This window comes from Kitasatospora sp. DSM 101779 (genome assembly GCF_025655475.1).
Taxonomy (GTDB): Bacteria; Actinomycetota; Actinomycetes; order Streptomycetales; family Streptomycetaceae; genus Kitasatospora.
This window is the reverse complement of sequence record NZ_JAHTIK010000001.1, coordinates 430,297-444,775: the sequence shown is the minus strand read 5'-3', so window position 1 is coordinate 444,775 and position 14,479 is coordinate 430,297. Positions and strand designations below refer to the sequence as shown.

The following is a 14,479-nucleotide window of genomic DNA, read 5'->3' as shown; positions in this document are numbered from 1 at the left end:
CCGGGATGCCGGCCGGGCCGCAGCCCGGCCGGTTCCCTGGAAGGGACCGGCCAGGAGGAGGACACGGGTGCTGCTGGAGAACAGGAACGCCGTGATCTACGGCGGCGGCGGTGCGATCGGCAGCGCCGTGGCGCGGGCGTTCGCCGAGGAGGGCGCCCGTGTGCACCTGGCCGGCCGCACACGGGCGAGCCTGGACCGGGTCGCCGAGGAGATCCGCGCGGCGGGCGGCGAGGCCGAGACGGCGGTGGTGGACGCGCTCGACGAGGACGCCGTCGACCGGCACGCCGACGCGGTCGCGGAGCGCTTCGGCGGGATCGACATCTCCTTCGACCTGATCTCGTACGGTGACGTGCACGGCACCCCGCTGGCCGGGATGGCGCTGGAGGACTTCGAGCGGCCGGTGGTGAACGCCGTCCGGTCGATGTTCCTCACCGCGCGGGCCGCCGCCCGGCACATGGTTCCGCAGGGCTCCGGCGTGATCCTCAACTTCGGCGGCGACGGCGGCCGGAACCCGATCCGCGACTACTTCGTCGGCGGCTTCCAGGTGGCCCTGGAGGCGACCGGCACCCTGCGCCGACAGCTCGCCGCCGAACTCGGCCCGCACGGCATCCGCGTGGTGACCCTGCACACCGGTGGCATCCCCGAGACCGTCCCGGCCTCGGACCCGGCCCGCGACGCCATCACCGACATGATCGTCGGCAAGACCATGCTCGGCCGCGCCGCGAGCCTGACGGACGTCGGCCGGGTCGCCGCCTTCCTCGCCTCGGACCGGGCCGCGAGCATCACCGCGGCCTCGGTGAACATCACCTGCGGCGCCGTGGCGGACTGACGCCCTGTGCGCCGACGGGTGCTCAGCACGTCCCGCCCGGGCGGGCGCAGAGCCGACCGGCCCGCGAAGCTTTACCGAACGGTCGACCAACCGCCCCCGCGGGCCGGATAGGTTCCAGGCATCCCCGATCCCGCACCGGACGCCCCGCACCGGGCGTGCCGCCGAGGAGGCCTGCCATGACCCCCGTCACCCCGGTCCCCGTCGACCTGGCCGCGGCCGCCGCCGCGCTGCCCGCCGCCTGGAGCTCCCACCTGCTCGGGCACGTGGGCGGCGCCGCCGTGAAGGTCCTCCGCATGGACGGGCGGCCGCTCGACACCGAGCACCACCCCACCGCCGAAGCCCTGCTGGTCCTCGACGGTCGACTCGAACTCGTCGTGGACGGCGCCGAGACCACCGTCGGCCCGGGCGGCCTGGCCTGGCTGCCCGCCGGCGCGCGGCACGCCGTCCGCCCCGGCAGCCACGGCACACTGGTCATCGTCGAGGTGCCCGAGGCGTAGCCCGGCCACGGACCCGTCCGACGGAGAGGGACACCATGCCGAAGCAAGGGGACGCCATGCCGACGGCGCAGCAGTGGATCGACTCGCTGGCCCTGGAACCGCACGTGGAGGGCGGCTACTTCCGTCGCACCTACCAGGCCGACCACCGGCCCATGGTGGCGACCCCGGCCGGCGAGCGGTTCGCCGTGACCGCCATCCACTACCTGCTGACGCACTGGTCGCCGATCGGGCACTGGCACCTCAACCGGTCCGACATCCTGCACTTCCACCACCACGGCGACCCGATCACCTACCACCTGCTCCACCCCGACGGTCGGTACGAGAGCGCCGTCCTCGGCCAGGACCCGGGCCGTGGCCACCTCCTCGCGCTCGCCGTCCCGGGCGGCGTCTGGAAGGCCTCCCACCTCGCGGCCGGCGACCACGGGCTGATCAGCGAGGCGGTGGTGCCGGGCTTCGACTACGCCGACATGACGCTCGGCCGGGTCGAGGACCTGCTGCGCCGCTTCCCCGACCACGGGGAGCTGGTCCGCCGGTACTGCCGCCGGGCCTGACCGTCCGACAGGGGCCGCGGCTGCCCGGCGGACGGCGGCCGACACCGGCGGGCCCGGCCGACAGCCGCCGACCGGGCGCGCCGCGCGGACCGCTACCGAACCCGAGCACGCAGCGCCAAGGCGATCGGGGTACCGAGCGCGCAGGCCAGCGCACAGGCCGTCCAGATCGCGGTGTAGGCCCCCTCCTGCGGGACGGCCGGCCGCAGCAGCAGGTGGTCCAGCACGGCCGCCGCCCCCGCACCCGCGGCGGCGCCCGCCAGCGACTTGAGGGTGTTGTAGACACCGGTGCCGATCCCCGTCTGATCACGGGGGAGGCGCCGCATCAGCAGACCCGGCAGCAGGCTCAGGCCCAGCCCGGCACCGAAACCGCAGACCGCGCCCGGGACGGCGAACTGCCAGAACGCGTGGTGCCCGATCGCGATCGCCGCATAGCCGGCGGCGCACAGCCCGAAGCCGACCGCGAGGACGCCCGCCGCCCCGTGACGGCGGGCCAGTCGGTCCGCGGCGACGGCGCCGGCCATCGCGGCCACGGTCTGCGGGAGGTACAGCAGACCGAGCTGCAGCGGCACCGCGCCGAGGCCGTACCCCGTGTCCGACGGGTCCGCCGCCTCGAACGCCAGGGTGGGGCCCTGCGCGCCGTACAGGGCGCAGCCGAGCAGGAAGCTGAGCGCGAAGACCGGTGCGGTCGCCCGCCGGGACAGCAGCCGCACGTCCACCATCGGCCGGTCGGTGCGCAGTTCGTGGCGGACGAACAGGACCAGCAGCACCGGGCCGAGGACCAGCAGCAGCCCGGTCGCCGCCCCCGGCAGCACGGCACTCACGCCGAGACCGGCCAGCAGCAGGGTGAGGCCGAGCGACAGCAGCGCCGCACCGGGCCAGTCGATCCGCCCGTGCGCCCGGGTCCGCGAGTCCGGGACGAGCCACCACACCACCGGCAGGACCAGCAGCGGCAGCACCGCCAGGGCCCACAGCAGCGGACGGGTGGCGCCGTCGCTCGCGCCGAGCCCGCCGACCGCGAGCGCGCCGAGGGTCGAGCCGACGGTCAGCGAACCGACCAGCGGGCCGACCGCCGGGCCGCCGCGCTCCTCGCCGAGACCGTCGCGCAGGATCGCGAACTCCAGCGGCAGCCAGCAGGCCAGGAACCCCGACAGGGCGCGGCCGAGCAGCAGCAGCGGCAGATCCGGGGCGAGCGCCGTGCACACCGCGCCGAGCAGGGTCAGCAGGACGGTGGCGCGCAGCAGCAGCCGGTGGCCGTGCAAGTCGCCCAGCCGCGAGGTGAGCGGCACCGCGACGCCGGACACCAGGAACTCCACGCCGAGGGCGAGGCTCAGGTCTCCGGTGTCGAGGCGCAGCTGCTCGCCGAGACGCGGCAGCAGGATCGGGAAGCCGCCCTGCAGGACGCCGCTGGCGAACTCCACCAGGACGAGCAGGGGGACGGTCGTCCGGACGGCCGTCCGGACGGGGGCGACCGCAACGGGGACGGTCTCGGTCATGGGCACATCCGTGGGGGCCGGAGGGGCGGTGGGGGTGGCCGTAAGGATGGCTAACCTGGGGGCCCACGCCCCCGAGCCGCACGATTTCGCACCTGCGGCCCCCTCCGCGCAAGGATCGGCCATGATCGACGAGCTGGACCTGGCCCTGGTGGACGCGCTCCGGGTCGACCCGCGCGCTCCCTGGTCCCGGCTGGCGGGCCCGCTCGGCGTCGACCCGGCGACCCTCTCCCGCCGCTGGGCCAGGCTGGAGGCGGACGGCGACGCCTGGGTCACCTGCTATCCCTCGGCGGACCGGATCGGCCGCGGCCTGACCGCACTGGTCGAGGTCGAGTGCAGCTCCGGGCGGGTCGCCGAGGTCGCCCACGCCCTGGCCGGCCACCCGCAGATCGCCTCGATCGAGATCGTCACCGGCAGCGCCGACCTGCTGCTCACCGTCGCCTCCGCCGACCCGGCCGCGCTCGCCGGCCACCTGCTGGAGCAGATCTGCGCCGTGCCCGGGATCGGGCGCACCCGGACCGCCCTGGTCGAACGGACCGTCCGCGAGGGCAGCCGGTGGAGCGGCGGCGCCCTCGACGCCGAACAGCGCCGCGCGATCGCCGAACCGCCCGGCGAACTCCGCAGCCCCCGCGGCGGCCGGCAGATCGAGGCGGACCTCGCCCTGATGCAGGCCCTCGGCGGCGACGGCCGGATGCCGTACGCCGAACTCGCCGAACGGACCGGGCTGCCCGCCACCACCGTCCGCCGCCGGCTCGCCGAACTCCGCGACTCCGGACGGTTGGTACTGCGCTGCGACGCCTCACCCCGGGTCACCGGCAACCCGCTCGCCGTCCTGCTCTGGCTGGAGGTGCCGCCCGCCCGGCTGGAGGAGGCCGCCGGGTGGCTGGCCGGCCTGCCGCAGGCGCGGATGTGCGCGGTGACCGTCGGCCGGGCCAACCTCGCGCTCTACCTGATGGTCCACCGACTGCCCGAACTGCGCCGACTCGAGGAGGAACTGGCCAGGCGATTCGACCGGCTGCGGGTCCGCGACCGGCTGGTGACCCTGCGCACCGTCAAACTGGTCGGCCGGCTGCTCACCCCGGACGGCCGGGCGCACGGCTACGTCCCCATCCACCCGTGGCCCCCCGGCCGGCCCGGGGAGTGATCCCGGGCGGCCCGCGGCCTTCAGCCCGCTGCGACGGGTCAGCCGCGCTCCAGGCGGCCGATCGCCAGTGCCGCCAGCAGGGCGGCCGCGTCCGGCAGCACCGCGTCGTCGAACTCGGCCTGCGCCGAGTGGTTGTACGCCGCCGTGAACGGATCGCGCCCCGGGGGGCAGGCACCGAGCATCAGGTACGCCCCCGGCACCAGCTGCGCCAGCACGCCGAAGTCCTCGGAACCGGCCACCGGACGCGGCATCTCCACGTACCGGTCCTCGCCGAGCAACTGCCGGGCGGTGTCCGCGGCGAAGGCCGCCTCCACGGCGTCGTTGACCGTCACCGGGTAGCCCGGCTCGACGACCGCCGTGATCTCCATGCCGTGCGCCTCGCCGACGCCCCGCACCACCCGCACGGCCTCCTCGACCACCCGCCCGCGCGCCTCCGGCGAGAAGGAACGGACCGTCGCCGCGAACACCGCCTCGTCGGGGATCACGTTCTCCACCGTCCCCGCGTGGAAGGTGCCGACCGTCACCACCACCGGATCGAACGCGTCGAACCGCCGGGTCACCATCGTCTGCAGCGCGAGCACCGCCTCGCAGGCCGCCGGGACGGGATCCAGTGCCAGGTGCGGACTCGACCCGTGGCCGCCGCGGCCCCGCACCGTCACCCGGAGCGTGTCCGAGGCCGCCATGATCGGGCCCGGCCGGCTCGCCACCCAGCCGCCCGGCAGCAGCGCCGCACCCACGTGCAGCGCGTACGCCGCGGCGACCCGCTCGCCCGCCGCGTCCAGCACCCCCTCGTCGACCATCAACGCGGCCCCGCCCCCGCCCTCCTCACCCGGCTGGAACATGAACACCACGCTGCCCGCCAGCTCCCCCTGCCGCTCCGCCAGCAGCCGGGCCGCACCGACCAGGGCAGCGGTGTGCAGGTCGTGTCCGCAGGCATGCATCGCCCCCGGCACCTGCGAGGCGTACGGCAGCCCGGCCGTCTCCTGCACCGGCAGCGCGTCCAGATCGGCCCGCAGCAGCACCGCCGGGCCCGGCCGGCCGCCGCGCAGCACCGCCGTCACGGAGCTCAACTTCTCGCCGAGGGTGACCTCCAGCGGCAGCCCCTCCAGCGCGGCCAGCACCCGCGCCCGCGTCAGCGGCAGGTCGAGCCCGATCTCGGGCTCCCGGTGCAGCGCCCGCCGCAGCTCCAGCAGACCCGGTCGGAGCCCCTCGGCCGACTCGCGCAGCGCGGACAGATGAACGGCAGCCGACATGGCCACTCCTCCTGGGTAGACGGTCCCCGAATCGTCCCCCCGCGGGCCGCCCCGCCCGCCGGAACCGCACGGATCCTTCCCCCGCCGCCACCCCCACGCACGATTCCGCCGAGCTCCGGCACGGACGGTCGGTGGCGGACGGCACCATGCCGGGATGACCACGAGCGAACCGCGCAGTGCGGCCGAGGCGGTGGAGGAGCTGCGCGCCATCGCCCACGGGTGGGCGAACGGCCGGCGCTGCGACACGGCGCAGCTGCTCCTCGCCGCCGACCGCGCACCGTGGGCCGGGGTGGACGCACCCCTCACTGGCACCGCTCGCCGAGCTGCTCACCACCGAACGCGACCTGGCCGCGGCGCTGGTCGGGCAGGTCACGGACGGACTCGGCTTCGGCCTGCCGCTCGCCGACGGCGGTCCCGGCGGCCTGCTGCTGGCCCGCTGGTGGGCCGCCGAGATCGCCGCCGGCCGCCTCGACCCCGCCGAGGGCAGCGACCTCGTCGTCGACGACATCGCCGAAGTCCACGGCGAACACGCGGCGCTGCCCCCGTGCTGGACGCGGTACGGGCCCTCTGGAGCCCCCGCCTGCCCGGACCCTCCGCCGCCGAGGCCGACGCCCGCCTCACCCGGGCCACCCGCGAAGCTCCTCACCCGCGTTCAGGACCCACAGGGGTGAGCCCGCGAGCGGCCCCTAGGGGTGCCCCCACGCTCCTCTGGGGTGGCACGTGGGCGCCTCCGCCCGGGACGCCGCCACCGGTACGGACTACGCCCCGTCGGGGACCGTATCCACCGCGACGCGGACCCGGCCCTCACGCGCCCGGCCCCACGCGTCTGAGGCCGCGGGCCGCGGTCAGGCTCGGCCGCCCTCAGGCTCGGGCGAGGAGCCGGCGCAGGGTGAAGGCGGCGGCGCCGACGGCGAGGACCGCGGCGCCCTGCAGCACCGAGGCCGCCGGCAGGGCGAAGGCCAGGACCAGGCAGCCCGCGCCGCCGATCAGCGGCACGGCGCGCGGCGGGCGGCCCTCGGCGGGCGCCAGGGTGAGGGCGGAGGCGTTGGCGATCGCGTAGTAGACGAGCACGCCGAAGGAGGAGAAGCCGATCGCGCCGCGGACGTCCGCCGTGGCGGCGAGGACGGCGACCACCGCGCCCACGGCCAGTTCGGCGCGGTGCGGGACGCGGAAGCGCGGGTGGACGGCGGCCAGTACGTGCGGCAGGTGGTGGTCGCGGGCCATCGCCAGCGTGGTGCGGGAGACGCCGAGGATCAGGGCGAGCAGTGAGCCCAGCGCGGCGACGGCCGCGCCCGCCCGGACCAGCGGGACGAGCCCGGGGGCGCCGGCGGCCCGGACGGCGTCGGCCAGCGGGGCGGTCGTGCGGGCCAGCCCCTCCGGGCCGAGCACCGCGAGCAGGGCGAGGGCGACCAGCGTGTAGACGACCAGCGTGACGGCCAGCGCGACGGTGACGGCCCGCGGGACGGTGCGCGCGGGGTCGCGCACCTCCTCGCCGAGGGTGGCGATCCGGGCGTAGCCGGCGAAGGCGAAGAACAGCAGGCCGGCCGCCTGCAGCACGCCGTGCGGTCCGGCGTCCGCACCGACCGCCCAGTGCGCCGGGTCCGCGGCGCCGCCGGACAGGCAGACCGTCACCACGGCGGCCAGCACCGCCAGGACGGTGGCGACGATCGCCCGGGTGAGCCAGGCCGCCTTCTGCACCCCGACGTAGTTCACCGCGGTCAGCGCCGCCACGGCCGCCACCGCCACGGCGTGCGCCTGCGCGGGCCACAGGTACGAGCCGACGGTCAGGGCCATCGCCGCGCAGGACGCGGTCTTGCCGACCACGAACGCCCAGCCGGCCAGGTATCCCCAGAACGGGCCGAGCCGCTCCCTGCCGTACACATAGGTGCCGCCCGACGCCGGGTAGCGGGCGGCCAGCCGGGCGGAGGAGGTGGCGTTGCAGTACGCCACCGCCCCGGCCAGGGCCAGGCCCAGCAGCAGACCGGAGCCGGCAGCCGCGGCCGCCGGGGCGAAGGCGGCGAAGACGCCCGCGCCGATCATCGACCCCAGGCCGATCATCACGGCGTCGGACACGCCCAGGTGCCTCCGCAGCCCGGGCGGTCCGGCCGGTGCTGTCGACGTGCTCATGGTTCTCTCCCCCCGGGACGGATCGGATCGGGCCGCACAATAGACGACCTCGGTGTACGGCCGCCGAACCGGCCCGTGCCGCGGCCGGCGGGCGCCCCTCAGACGCCGGCGGCGACGAGCACCGCGTCGGTGCCGAAGCCGAGCAGCAGTCCGAGCAGGATCATCCAGGCGGTCAGCTCCTTCGTCCCCGCCCGCCGGGCGACGGCCAGCAGCTCGATCGCCACATAGAGGATCGAGCCGGCCGCCAGGCCGAGGAAGGCGACGCCGACCGTCTCGTCCACCACGCTCTGGCCGATCAGCGTGCCGACGAAGGTCGGCCCGCCGGCGATCAGCCCGAGCACGGCCAGGCCGCCCCACGACGGCCTTTCGCCCGCGGCCGCCAGCGGCGCCGCGATCCCGAAGCCCTCGGTCGCGTTGTGCAGACCGAAGCCGATGACCAGCAGGACGGCGAGCGAGATGTCGCCCTGCGCCGCCGAGTTGCCGATGGCCAGCCCCTCGGCGAAGTTGTGCAGGCCGATCCCGGTGGCGATCATCAGGGCGAGGCCGGCGGCGTGCGAGCGGGCGCCCACGGTCGGCTCGGTGGCCGCCGCGGCACCCGGCCCGGGGGAGCGGGGCGGGGCGGCCGCGCTCCGGCGGGCCATCCAGCGGTCGTAGCGGACGAGCCCCAGCAGACCGACCGTCAGCCCGGCGGCCAGCACCAGGCCGTCCTGCGCCGCCGTGCCCCAGTCGTGCGCGGCCAGCGCCTCGTCGGTCGGCTCCCACGCCGCGCCGAGGATGTCCCAGAGCAGGAAGAGCAGGACTCCGATCGCGACCGCGTTCAGCGCGGCCCGCAGCCGCGGTGCCGGCCGGCGCAGGCGCGCCACCGGCAGCCCCAGGAAGACGGTGACACCCGCGACGGCACCGAGCAGGGCGACTTGCGGACCGGACATCGAGCACCCTCCGGGGAAGCGCGGTGGCGGACGCCCCCGATCGACTGTGGTTAGCCTTACCTAAAGGGCGTTGTCTCCAGCCTGACCTCCACCGCGCGCGCTCGCACCTCCGGCCCGTCCGCCGTGCGGGCCCCTGCGGAGGGCGGGGCGGCCGGTCGCGCGGTCAGCCGCAGGCGCAGCCGGCGGTGTCGGTGGCCGTGTCCGGGTCGCAGCAGGCGTCCGGCGTGCCGGCCGGCTTGGTCAGGGTGTCGGCGTCGGCCTTGACCACGTAGACCTCCCAGGGTTCCCGGCCGGGTCCGTGCACCCACACCTTGTCCTGGAGTGCGTAGCAGCACGTGGTGTCGTCCTCCTCGGTGGTCGCGAGGCCGGCGTTCCGGAGGCGGGCGGCGGCCGCGGTGACCTGCTCGGTGCTCGCGACCTCGACGCCGAGGTGGTCCAGGCGGGTCTCCTCGCCGGGCTCGCCCTCGATCAGGACGAGCTTGAGCGGGGGCTCGGCGACGGCGAAGTTGGCGTAGCCGGGGCGGCGCTTGGCCGGCCCGGTGCCGAAGAGCTTGGTGTAGAAGGCGACGGAGCCTTCGAGGTCGGCGACGCGCAGGGCGAGCTGTACACGGGACATGGCGGTCTCCCCGATCCGAGGTTGTGCATCGATGGCTGTCGATACAGTTGAGCTTGCCGCCTGGATTCGATGACTGTCAACATAGATGCATGTCGAATTCTGGGCGGGTCATCCTCGGGCAGGACGGCGGTGCGGTGTGCCGCCCGTCGGTGGCGCGCGAACGCCTCGGCCGGCACCACTGCTGCCGGTACGACGTCGGCCTGCTGGAGCGCCGCAGCCCGAGCGTGGGCTGAGGGCGGGCGCCCCCGGGCGGGTGTCCCGCGCGGCCCGGGTATACTGGGCAGTGCGAAGGGGAGTAGTCCCGAAACACCGGTTGGTCGACACACTGGACGTCCGCACACCAGCGGACGGCCCGGCCGCCGGGCCGCAGCGCCTCCGGGCGGTGCGGTGGACGAGACCTTCGGCAAGGCATGACCGGCGCCCGCACCCGCGGGGGCCGTTCTTCGTGCCGGGCCGAGGCGTCCTCCCGGACCACCCGCGACGGGTGTTCGCACCGACACTCCGGCCCGGCCCCAGTAGAAAGCCCCCGGATGTCCCTCGACCCCCTGGCGATCCTCACCGCCTTCGGTCTGATCTTCCTCGCCGAACTCCCCGACAAGACGATGTTCGCGTCCCTCGCCATGGGCACGCGGATGCGACCGCTCTACGTCTGGATCGGCGCCTCCAGCGCCTTCGTCGTCCACGTCGCCATCGCCGTCGGCGCGGGCAGCCTGATCGGCCTGCTGCCGAACGTCGCCGTCAAGCTCGTCTCGGCCGCGCTCTTCGCCTTCGGCGCCCTCGTCCTGCTCCGCAGTGGCGGCGACCAGGACGGCGCCGACGAGGCCGGCCGGACGGTCACCGGGTTCTGGCCGGTGTGGACGGCGGCGTTCATGGCCGTGTTCATCGGCGAGTGGGGCGACCTGACCCAGATCACCACCGCCAACCTCGCCGCCACCAACGGTGTGCTCTCCACCGCGATCGGCTCGGCCGCGGCGCTGATGAGCGTCTCCGCCCTCGCCCTGGTGGTCGGCCGCTTCATCGCCAAGCGGGTGCCGCTGCGGATGGTCCAGCGCGTCGGCGGCGTCTGCATGGCCGCGCTCGCCCTCTGGTCCCTGGTCGAGGCCTTCACCGGCTGACACCCGCGGCCGCCCCGCACTCCTCCGACTGCCGCCGCCGGTCCGTTCCGGCGGCGGCAGTCGCGTGCGGTCCCACGGCCGGGACCCACAAGGCGGTCGGGCCGCGCATCAGGTGCCGCCGCACGCCGCCGTACCGACCCGAGCCGGAGCTCCTAGCGTGCGATCGCCGGGGTGCCGCGGGCGGTCAGGACGACGGCGGGCAGCACGGCGAGCGCGAGGAGCCCGCCGCCGAGGGCCAGCACGGGGTAGCCGGCCAGATCGACGACGGCGCCGGAGGCCAGTCCGCCGGAGGCCCCGGAGACGGCGATGGCGACGTCGACCATGCCCTGCGTCCTCGCCCGGGTGGCCAGCGGCACCGCGTCGGTGATGATCGCGGTGCCGGCGACCAGACCGAAGTTCCAGCCCAGGCCGAGCAGGGCGAGGGCCAGCGCCAGCAGCGGGACGGACCCGCCCGGCGCGATCGCGGCCAGCACGCCCGCCGCGAGCAGCGTCAGCCCGGAAGCGGTCGCCAGTGCCTTCCGTCCGTAGCGGTCGACCAGCCGGCCGGTCAGCGGCGACGGCAGGTACATCGCGCCGATGTGGATCGCGATGACCAGCCCCGACGCCGCGGTGCCGTGACCCATGTCGTGCATGTGGACGGGCGTCATCGTCATCACGGCCACCATGACGAGCTGGGTGAGGACCATCACCGCGGTGCCCAGCAGCACCCCGCGGCGCACCCCCGCGCCCGGCTCCGGAGCACTGTCCGCAGACCCGGCCGGGACGTCCGCACCGGCGCCGGCGGCGAGTTCCCGGGCCAGCAGCAGCGGGTCGGGGCGTAGCCAGATCGCGAGGACGGCGGCGGCCGCCGCGTAGGCGATGCCGGCCAGCAGGAACGGTCCGGCCAGCCGGGGTATGCCGAGGTCCGCCGCGAGGTCACCGGTCGGCGCGGCCAGGTTCGGGCCCGCGATCCCACCGAGGGTGGTGGCGACCAGCACCGTGGAGACCGCACGGGCACGGTGGGTCGGCGCGGCGAGATCCGCCCCGGCGTAGCGGGCCTGCAGGTTGGTGGCCGTCCCCGCGCCGTACACGAGCAGGGCGGCGAACAGCAGGACGGGGCTGTCGGCGACGGCGGCGGCGATCACCCCGGCGCTGCCGACCGCGCCGGTCGCGTAACCGAGCGCGAGCCCGGGCCGGCGCCCGCGGGCCGCCGAGATGCGGCTGACGGCGATCGCGGCGATCGCACTGCCCGCGGTGAACAGCGCACTGGGCAGGCCGGCCAGCCCGGCCGAGCCGAGCATCTGCTGCGCCAGCAGGGCGCCGACGGTGATCCCGGCGGCCAACCCGGCCCCGCTGAGCACCTGGGAGGCGACCAGGACGGTCAGGACGCGGCGCTGCGCGGCGTCGACGGACGCGGCGGCACCGGGGTCGGAGTCGGTCGAGGGCGTCGAGGCGGTACTCGTCACGGAGCGGGCCCTTTCGGCGGCAGATCGGCGTGCGGGACGGGGAACGGCAGGGGCTCCCGGGCCGGTGGACAGACAGACGCATCATGCCGTCGGCCCCGGCCGAGGGGAACGCCCCGGCCGCCCCGCGGCCGATCGGACCCGGAGGGACTCCGGCTGCCGGCGGACACGGCGTCGACAGCCGCGGGCCCCGGCCTCGGTGGGGCGCAGGACCGGTCCGTGCTGCGGCAGGACCGGCTCGCCCTCGCCGTCGGGCTGCTCGAAGGCGGACAGGTGGCGTTCCAGCGGCCGCTTGTCCACGGTGACGGCACCGGCCCCGACCTCGCGGTGGAGGGCGGCGAGACGTCGCCGCAACGTCGCCCCGTCCGCCTTCAGGTGGACGGGCTCCCAGCGGCAGCCGTGCCGCTCGACCAGCGCCTTGAAGTCCTCGCGTGCCGCCCGGCTCCAGAAGCTGTAGTCCACCACCACATCCCGCCGCGCCAGCATCAGGCCGACCGGCTCCTGCCGCTGCTCGCGGCGGACCTCCTCCTTCGGCGCGTCGAACGCCGCCTCAACCGGCACCAGGGCGGCGTCGCGCTGCCCGAGCCGCTGCCAGACCGCCTCGTCGATCGACAGCCGCACGTCCCCGCGGCGGACCAGCGCCTGCGCGTACGGGGTCTTGCCCGCCCCGGGGAGACCGCACATCAGGACCACCGTGCTCGCGGACTCCACCATGCGGCCACCCCGGTGCGGGACCGGACGGGCCGTCAGCCCGTCAGCCCGTCAGCCCGTCGGCCGGACCGGCCGCGGGCATGCGTGCGGCCCGGCGGCGCCGTCTGCGGCCGCCGGGCCGGACACCGCCGCGGCGGCTGCTACGCGGTACGGGGCTGGGTGAACCGCAGCATGTTCCCGGCCGGGTCGCGGAAGGCACAGTCGCGCACGCCGTACGGCTGGTCCATCGGCTCCTGCAGCACCTCGGCACCCGCAGCGCTGATCCGCTCGAAGGTGGCGTCGCAGTCGTCCGTCTCGAAGATGACGCCGCGCAGCATGCCCTTGGCCATCAGCTCGGCCACCGTCTGGCGGTCGGCCTCCGAGGCGTTGGGGTCGGCGAGCGGCGGCTCGAGGACGATCTCCACGCCCGGCTGGGTCGGCGAGCCGACCGTCACCCAGCGCATCCCCTCGAAGCCGACGTCGTTGCGGACCTCCAGGCCGAGGGCGTCGCGGTAGAAGGCGAGTGCCTTGTCGTGGTCGTCGACGGCGATGAAGCACTGCGAAAGCTTGATGTCCATGGCCATACGCTACGGACCGGCGTCCGATTTTGCTTCTCCGTTCCTGACCGGCCTGGTGTGCATCTTCGCGACACAGGCCGGGATGGGCGCGCCGTGGTCGTGGTCGCGGGCCCGGTACGCGCTCGGGCTCTCGCCGACCAGCTCGGTGAACCGCGAACTGAACGAACCCAGCGACGTACAGCCCACCGCCATGCAGACCTCCGTCACCGACAGGTCCCCGCGGCGCAGCAGCGCCTTCGCCCGCTCGATCCGGCGGGTCATGAGGTAGCTGTACGGAGTCTCGCCGTAGGCGGCCCGGAAACTGCGCGAGAAGTGGCCCGGCGACATGAGCGCGTCGCGCGCGAGCGCCGGGACGTCCAGCGGCTCCGCGTAGTCGCGGTCCATGCGGTCACGGGCCCGGCGCAGCCTGACGAGATCGGCGATGTCCACACCGAGCACGGTACAGGCCGCCCCCGACAGCGACCGGACGCCGGCGCGGCACCGCGGATTGCCCCGCACCGGCCGGACAGGGTGGAATCGCGGCGGGACGGCACGGTCCGCCGCCGGACTCGTACCGCCGGACCCGTACCGCCGACCCGCGAGGGCGCACCGCACAGGGGGAGAGCATGGCCGACAGCAGCCGCGGATTCGTCAGGGACGCACGCGGATGCCGCCACTGGGGACCGCACGGAGCCGCAGGGCTGCTGCTGCTCCGGGGCCCCGACCTGCTGCTCCAACGCCGCTCCTGGCGGGTCCACCACGGGCGCACCTGGAGCGTTCCCGGTGGCGCCCTGGAAGCCGGTGAGAGCCCCTGGGACGGCGCCCGCCGGGAGTTCGCCGAGGAGCTCGGCGGCGTCCCCGCCCTCCGCCACCTGCACACCTTCGTCGACGACCACGGGGGCTGGGCCTACCACACCGTGGTCGCCGAGGCCCTGGAGCCGTTCCGTGCGCGCCGCGGCGACGGAGAGGCGGCCGCCCACCGGTGGTACAGCCCCGCCGAGGTCGCCTCGCTGCGCCTCCACCCCGGATTCGCCGCCACCTGGCCCCGGCTGGCCACCGAGCTGGACGGCCTCGGGCCGCGCGGCTGACCGGAATCCATTCACGCCGAATCCGGCGGGAAACGGCGTCCGTGACGGACCGTGCGGAGCTGGCGGCAGCGGCACTGCACATCGGGCGGGGAACAATTCCGCACGGGATACCCGGGCGCTACATCGGAGCGAAAAGGGGCAAGTGAACACG

The 14,479-nt window shown here is 75.6% G+C and carries 17 protein-coding genes; 7 read left to right on the top strand and 10 right to left on the bottom strand.

What is annotated here, in order from left to right; genetic code table 11:
• Positions 1 to 67: 67 nt before the first annotated feature.
• From KSNIM_RS02035 to KSNIM_RS02025, 3 genes are all read left to right on the top strand, one after another.
• Entirely contained in the window at positions 68 to 829 is a 762-nt protein-coding gene (locus KSNIM_RS02035; RefSeq protein WP_263101463.1) for an SDR family NAD(P)-dependent oxidoreductase, read from the top strand.
• 176 nt (positions 830 to 1,005) lie between these two features.
• Positions 1,006 to 1,326, top strand: coding sequence for a cupin domain-containing protein (locus tag KSNIM_RS02030; RefSeq protein WP_263101462.1), 321 nt, complete (start codon positions 1,006 to 1,008; stop codon positions 1,324 to 1,326).
• A gap of 35 nt (positions 1,327 to 1,361) precedes the next feature.
• Positions 1,362 to 1,877, top strand: a complete 516-nt coding sequence (locus KSNIM_RS02025; protein ID WP_263101461.1) for a cupin domain-containing protein — start codon at positions 1,362 to 1,364, stop codon at positions 1,875 to 1,877.
• 92 nt (positions 1,878 to 1,969) lie between these two features.
• Here KSNIM_RS02025 and KSNIM_RS02020 read toward each other — a convergent pair whose 3' ends face one another.
• A complete protein-coding gene (locus KSNIM_RS02020; protein ID WP_263101460.1) occupies positions 1,970 to 3,370 on the bottom strand; it encodes an MFS transporter in 1,401 nt (466 codons plus the stop codon).
• 121 nt (positions 3,371 to 3,491) lie between these two features.
• On the opposite strand from KSNIM_RS02020, the gene KSNIM_RS02015 reads away from it, so the two are divergent.
• Entirely contained in the window at positions 3,492 to 4,511 is a 1,020-nt protein-coding gene (locus tag KSNIM_RS02015; RefSeq protein WP_263101459.1) for an Lrp/AsnC family transcriptional regulator, read from the top strand.
• Between the two features lie 38 nt (positions 4,512 to 4,549).
• On the opposite strand, the gene KSNIM_RS02010 is transcribed toward KSNIM_RS02015, so the two are convergent.
• The 5 genes from KSNIM_RS02010 to KSNIM_RS01990 form a co-directional block, all read right to left on the bottom strand.
• Positions 4,550 to 5,764, bottom strand: a complete 1,215-nt coding sequence (locus KSNIM_RS02010) for a M20 family metallopeptidase (protein ID WP_263101458.1) — start codon at positions 5,762 to 5,764, stop codon at positions 4,550 to 4,552.
• A gap of 302 nt (positions 5,765 to 6,066) precedes the next feature.
• Complete coding sequence (locus tag KSNIM_RS02005) at positions 6,067 to 6,294, bottom strand: hypothetical protein (protein WP_263101457.1); 228 nt, start codon at positions 6,292 to 6,294, stop codon at positions 6,067 to 6,069.
• Between the two features lie 331 nt (positions 6,295 to 6,625).
• On the bottom strand, positions 6,626 to 7,891 hold the full coding sequence (locus KSNIM_RS02000) for an APC family permease (RefSeq protein WP_263101456.1): 1,266 nt from the start codon (positions 7,889 to 7,891) through the stop codon (positions 6,626 to 6,628).
• A gap of 98 nt (positions 7,892 to 7,989) precedes the next feature.
• Positions 7,990 to 8,820, bottom strand: a complete 831-nt coding sequence (locus KSNIM_RS01995; RefSeq protein WP_263101455.1) for a ZIP family metal transporter — start codon at positions 8,818 to 8,820, stop codon at positions 7,990 to 7,992.
• A 163-nt stretch (positions 8,821 to 8,983) separates the two neighbouring features.
• Complete coding sequence (locus KSNIM_RS01990) at positions 8,984 to 9,436, bottom strand: ArsI/CadI family heavy metal resistance metalloenzyme (RefSeq protein WP_263101453.1); 453 nt, start codon at positions 9,434 to 9,436, stop codon at positions 8,984 to 8,986.
• Between the two features lie 89 nt (positions 9,437 to 9,525).
• Between KSNIM_RS01990 and KSNIM_RS01985 the strand changes: the two genes are divergently transcribed.
• Together KSNIM_RS01985 and KSNIM_RS01980 are read left to right on the top strand one after the other, a co-directional pair.
• Positions 9,526 to 9,669 (top strand): hypothetical protein, encoded by a 144-nt coding sequence (locus KSNIM_RS01985; protein WP_263101452.1) that lies wholly within the window; start codon positions 9,526 to 9,528, stop codon positions 9,667 to 9,669.
• Positions 9,670 to 9,966: 297 nt separating this feature from the next.
• Positions 9,967 to 10,551 carry a TMEM165/GDT1 family protein gene (locus KSNIM_RS01980; protein WP_263101451.1) on the top strand — a complete coding sequence of 195 codons (585 nt, stop codon included), beginning with the start codon at positions 9,967 to 9,969 and terminating at the stop codon, positions 10,549 to 10,551.
• A 152-nt stretch (positions 10,552 to 10,703) separates the two neighbouring features.
• Here the strand turns inward: KSNIM_RS01980 and KSNIM_RS01975 are convergent, their stop codons facing one another.
• The 4 genes from KSNIM_RS01975 to KSNIM_RS01960 form a co-directional block, all read right to left on the bottom strand.
• Positions 10,704 to 11,996: an MFS transporter gene (locus tag KSNIM_RS01975; RefSeq protein ID WP_263101450.1), complete on the bottom strand. Its 1,293-nt coding sequence runs from the start codon at positions 11,994 to 11,996 to the stop codon at positions 10,704 to 10,706.
• An 81-nt stretch (positions 11,997 to 12,077) separates the two neighbouring features.
• Positions 12,078 to 12,707 carry an AAA family ATPase gene (locus tag KSNIM_RS01970; protein ID WP_263101449.1) on the bottom strand — a complete coding sequence of 210 codons (630 nt, stop codon included), beginning with the start codon at positions 12,705 to 12,707 and terminating at the stop codon, positions 12,078 to 12,080.
• A gap of 137 nt (positions 12,708 to 12,844) precedes the next feature.
• Positions 12,845 to 13,261 carry a VOC family protein gene (locus KSNIM_RS01965; protein WP_263101448.1) on the bottom strand — a complete coding sequence of 139 codons (417 nt, stop codon included), beginning with the start codon at positions 13,259 to 13,261 and terminating at the stop codon, positions 12,845 to 12,847.
• 9 nt (positions 13,262 to 13,270) lie between these two features.
• Complete coding sequence (locus tag KSNIM_RS01960) at positions 13,271 to 13,690, bottom strand: helix-turn-helix transcriptional regulator (RefSeq protein ID WP_263101447.1); 420 nt, start codon at positions 13,688 to 13,690, stop codon at positions 13,271 to 13,273.
• A 176-nt stretch (positions 13,691 to 13,866) separates the two neighbouring features.
• Between KSNIM_RS01960 and KSNIM_RS01955 the strand changes: the two genes are divergently transcribed.
• Complete coding sequence (locus KSNIM_RS01955; RefSeq protein ID WP_263101446.1) at positions 13,867 to 14,328, top strand: NUDIX domain-containing protein; 462 nt, start codon at positions 13,867 to 13,869, stop codon at positions 14,326 to 14,328.
• Positions 14,329 to 14,479: the final 151 nt, after the last annotated feature.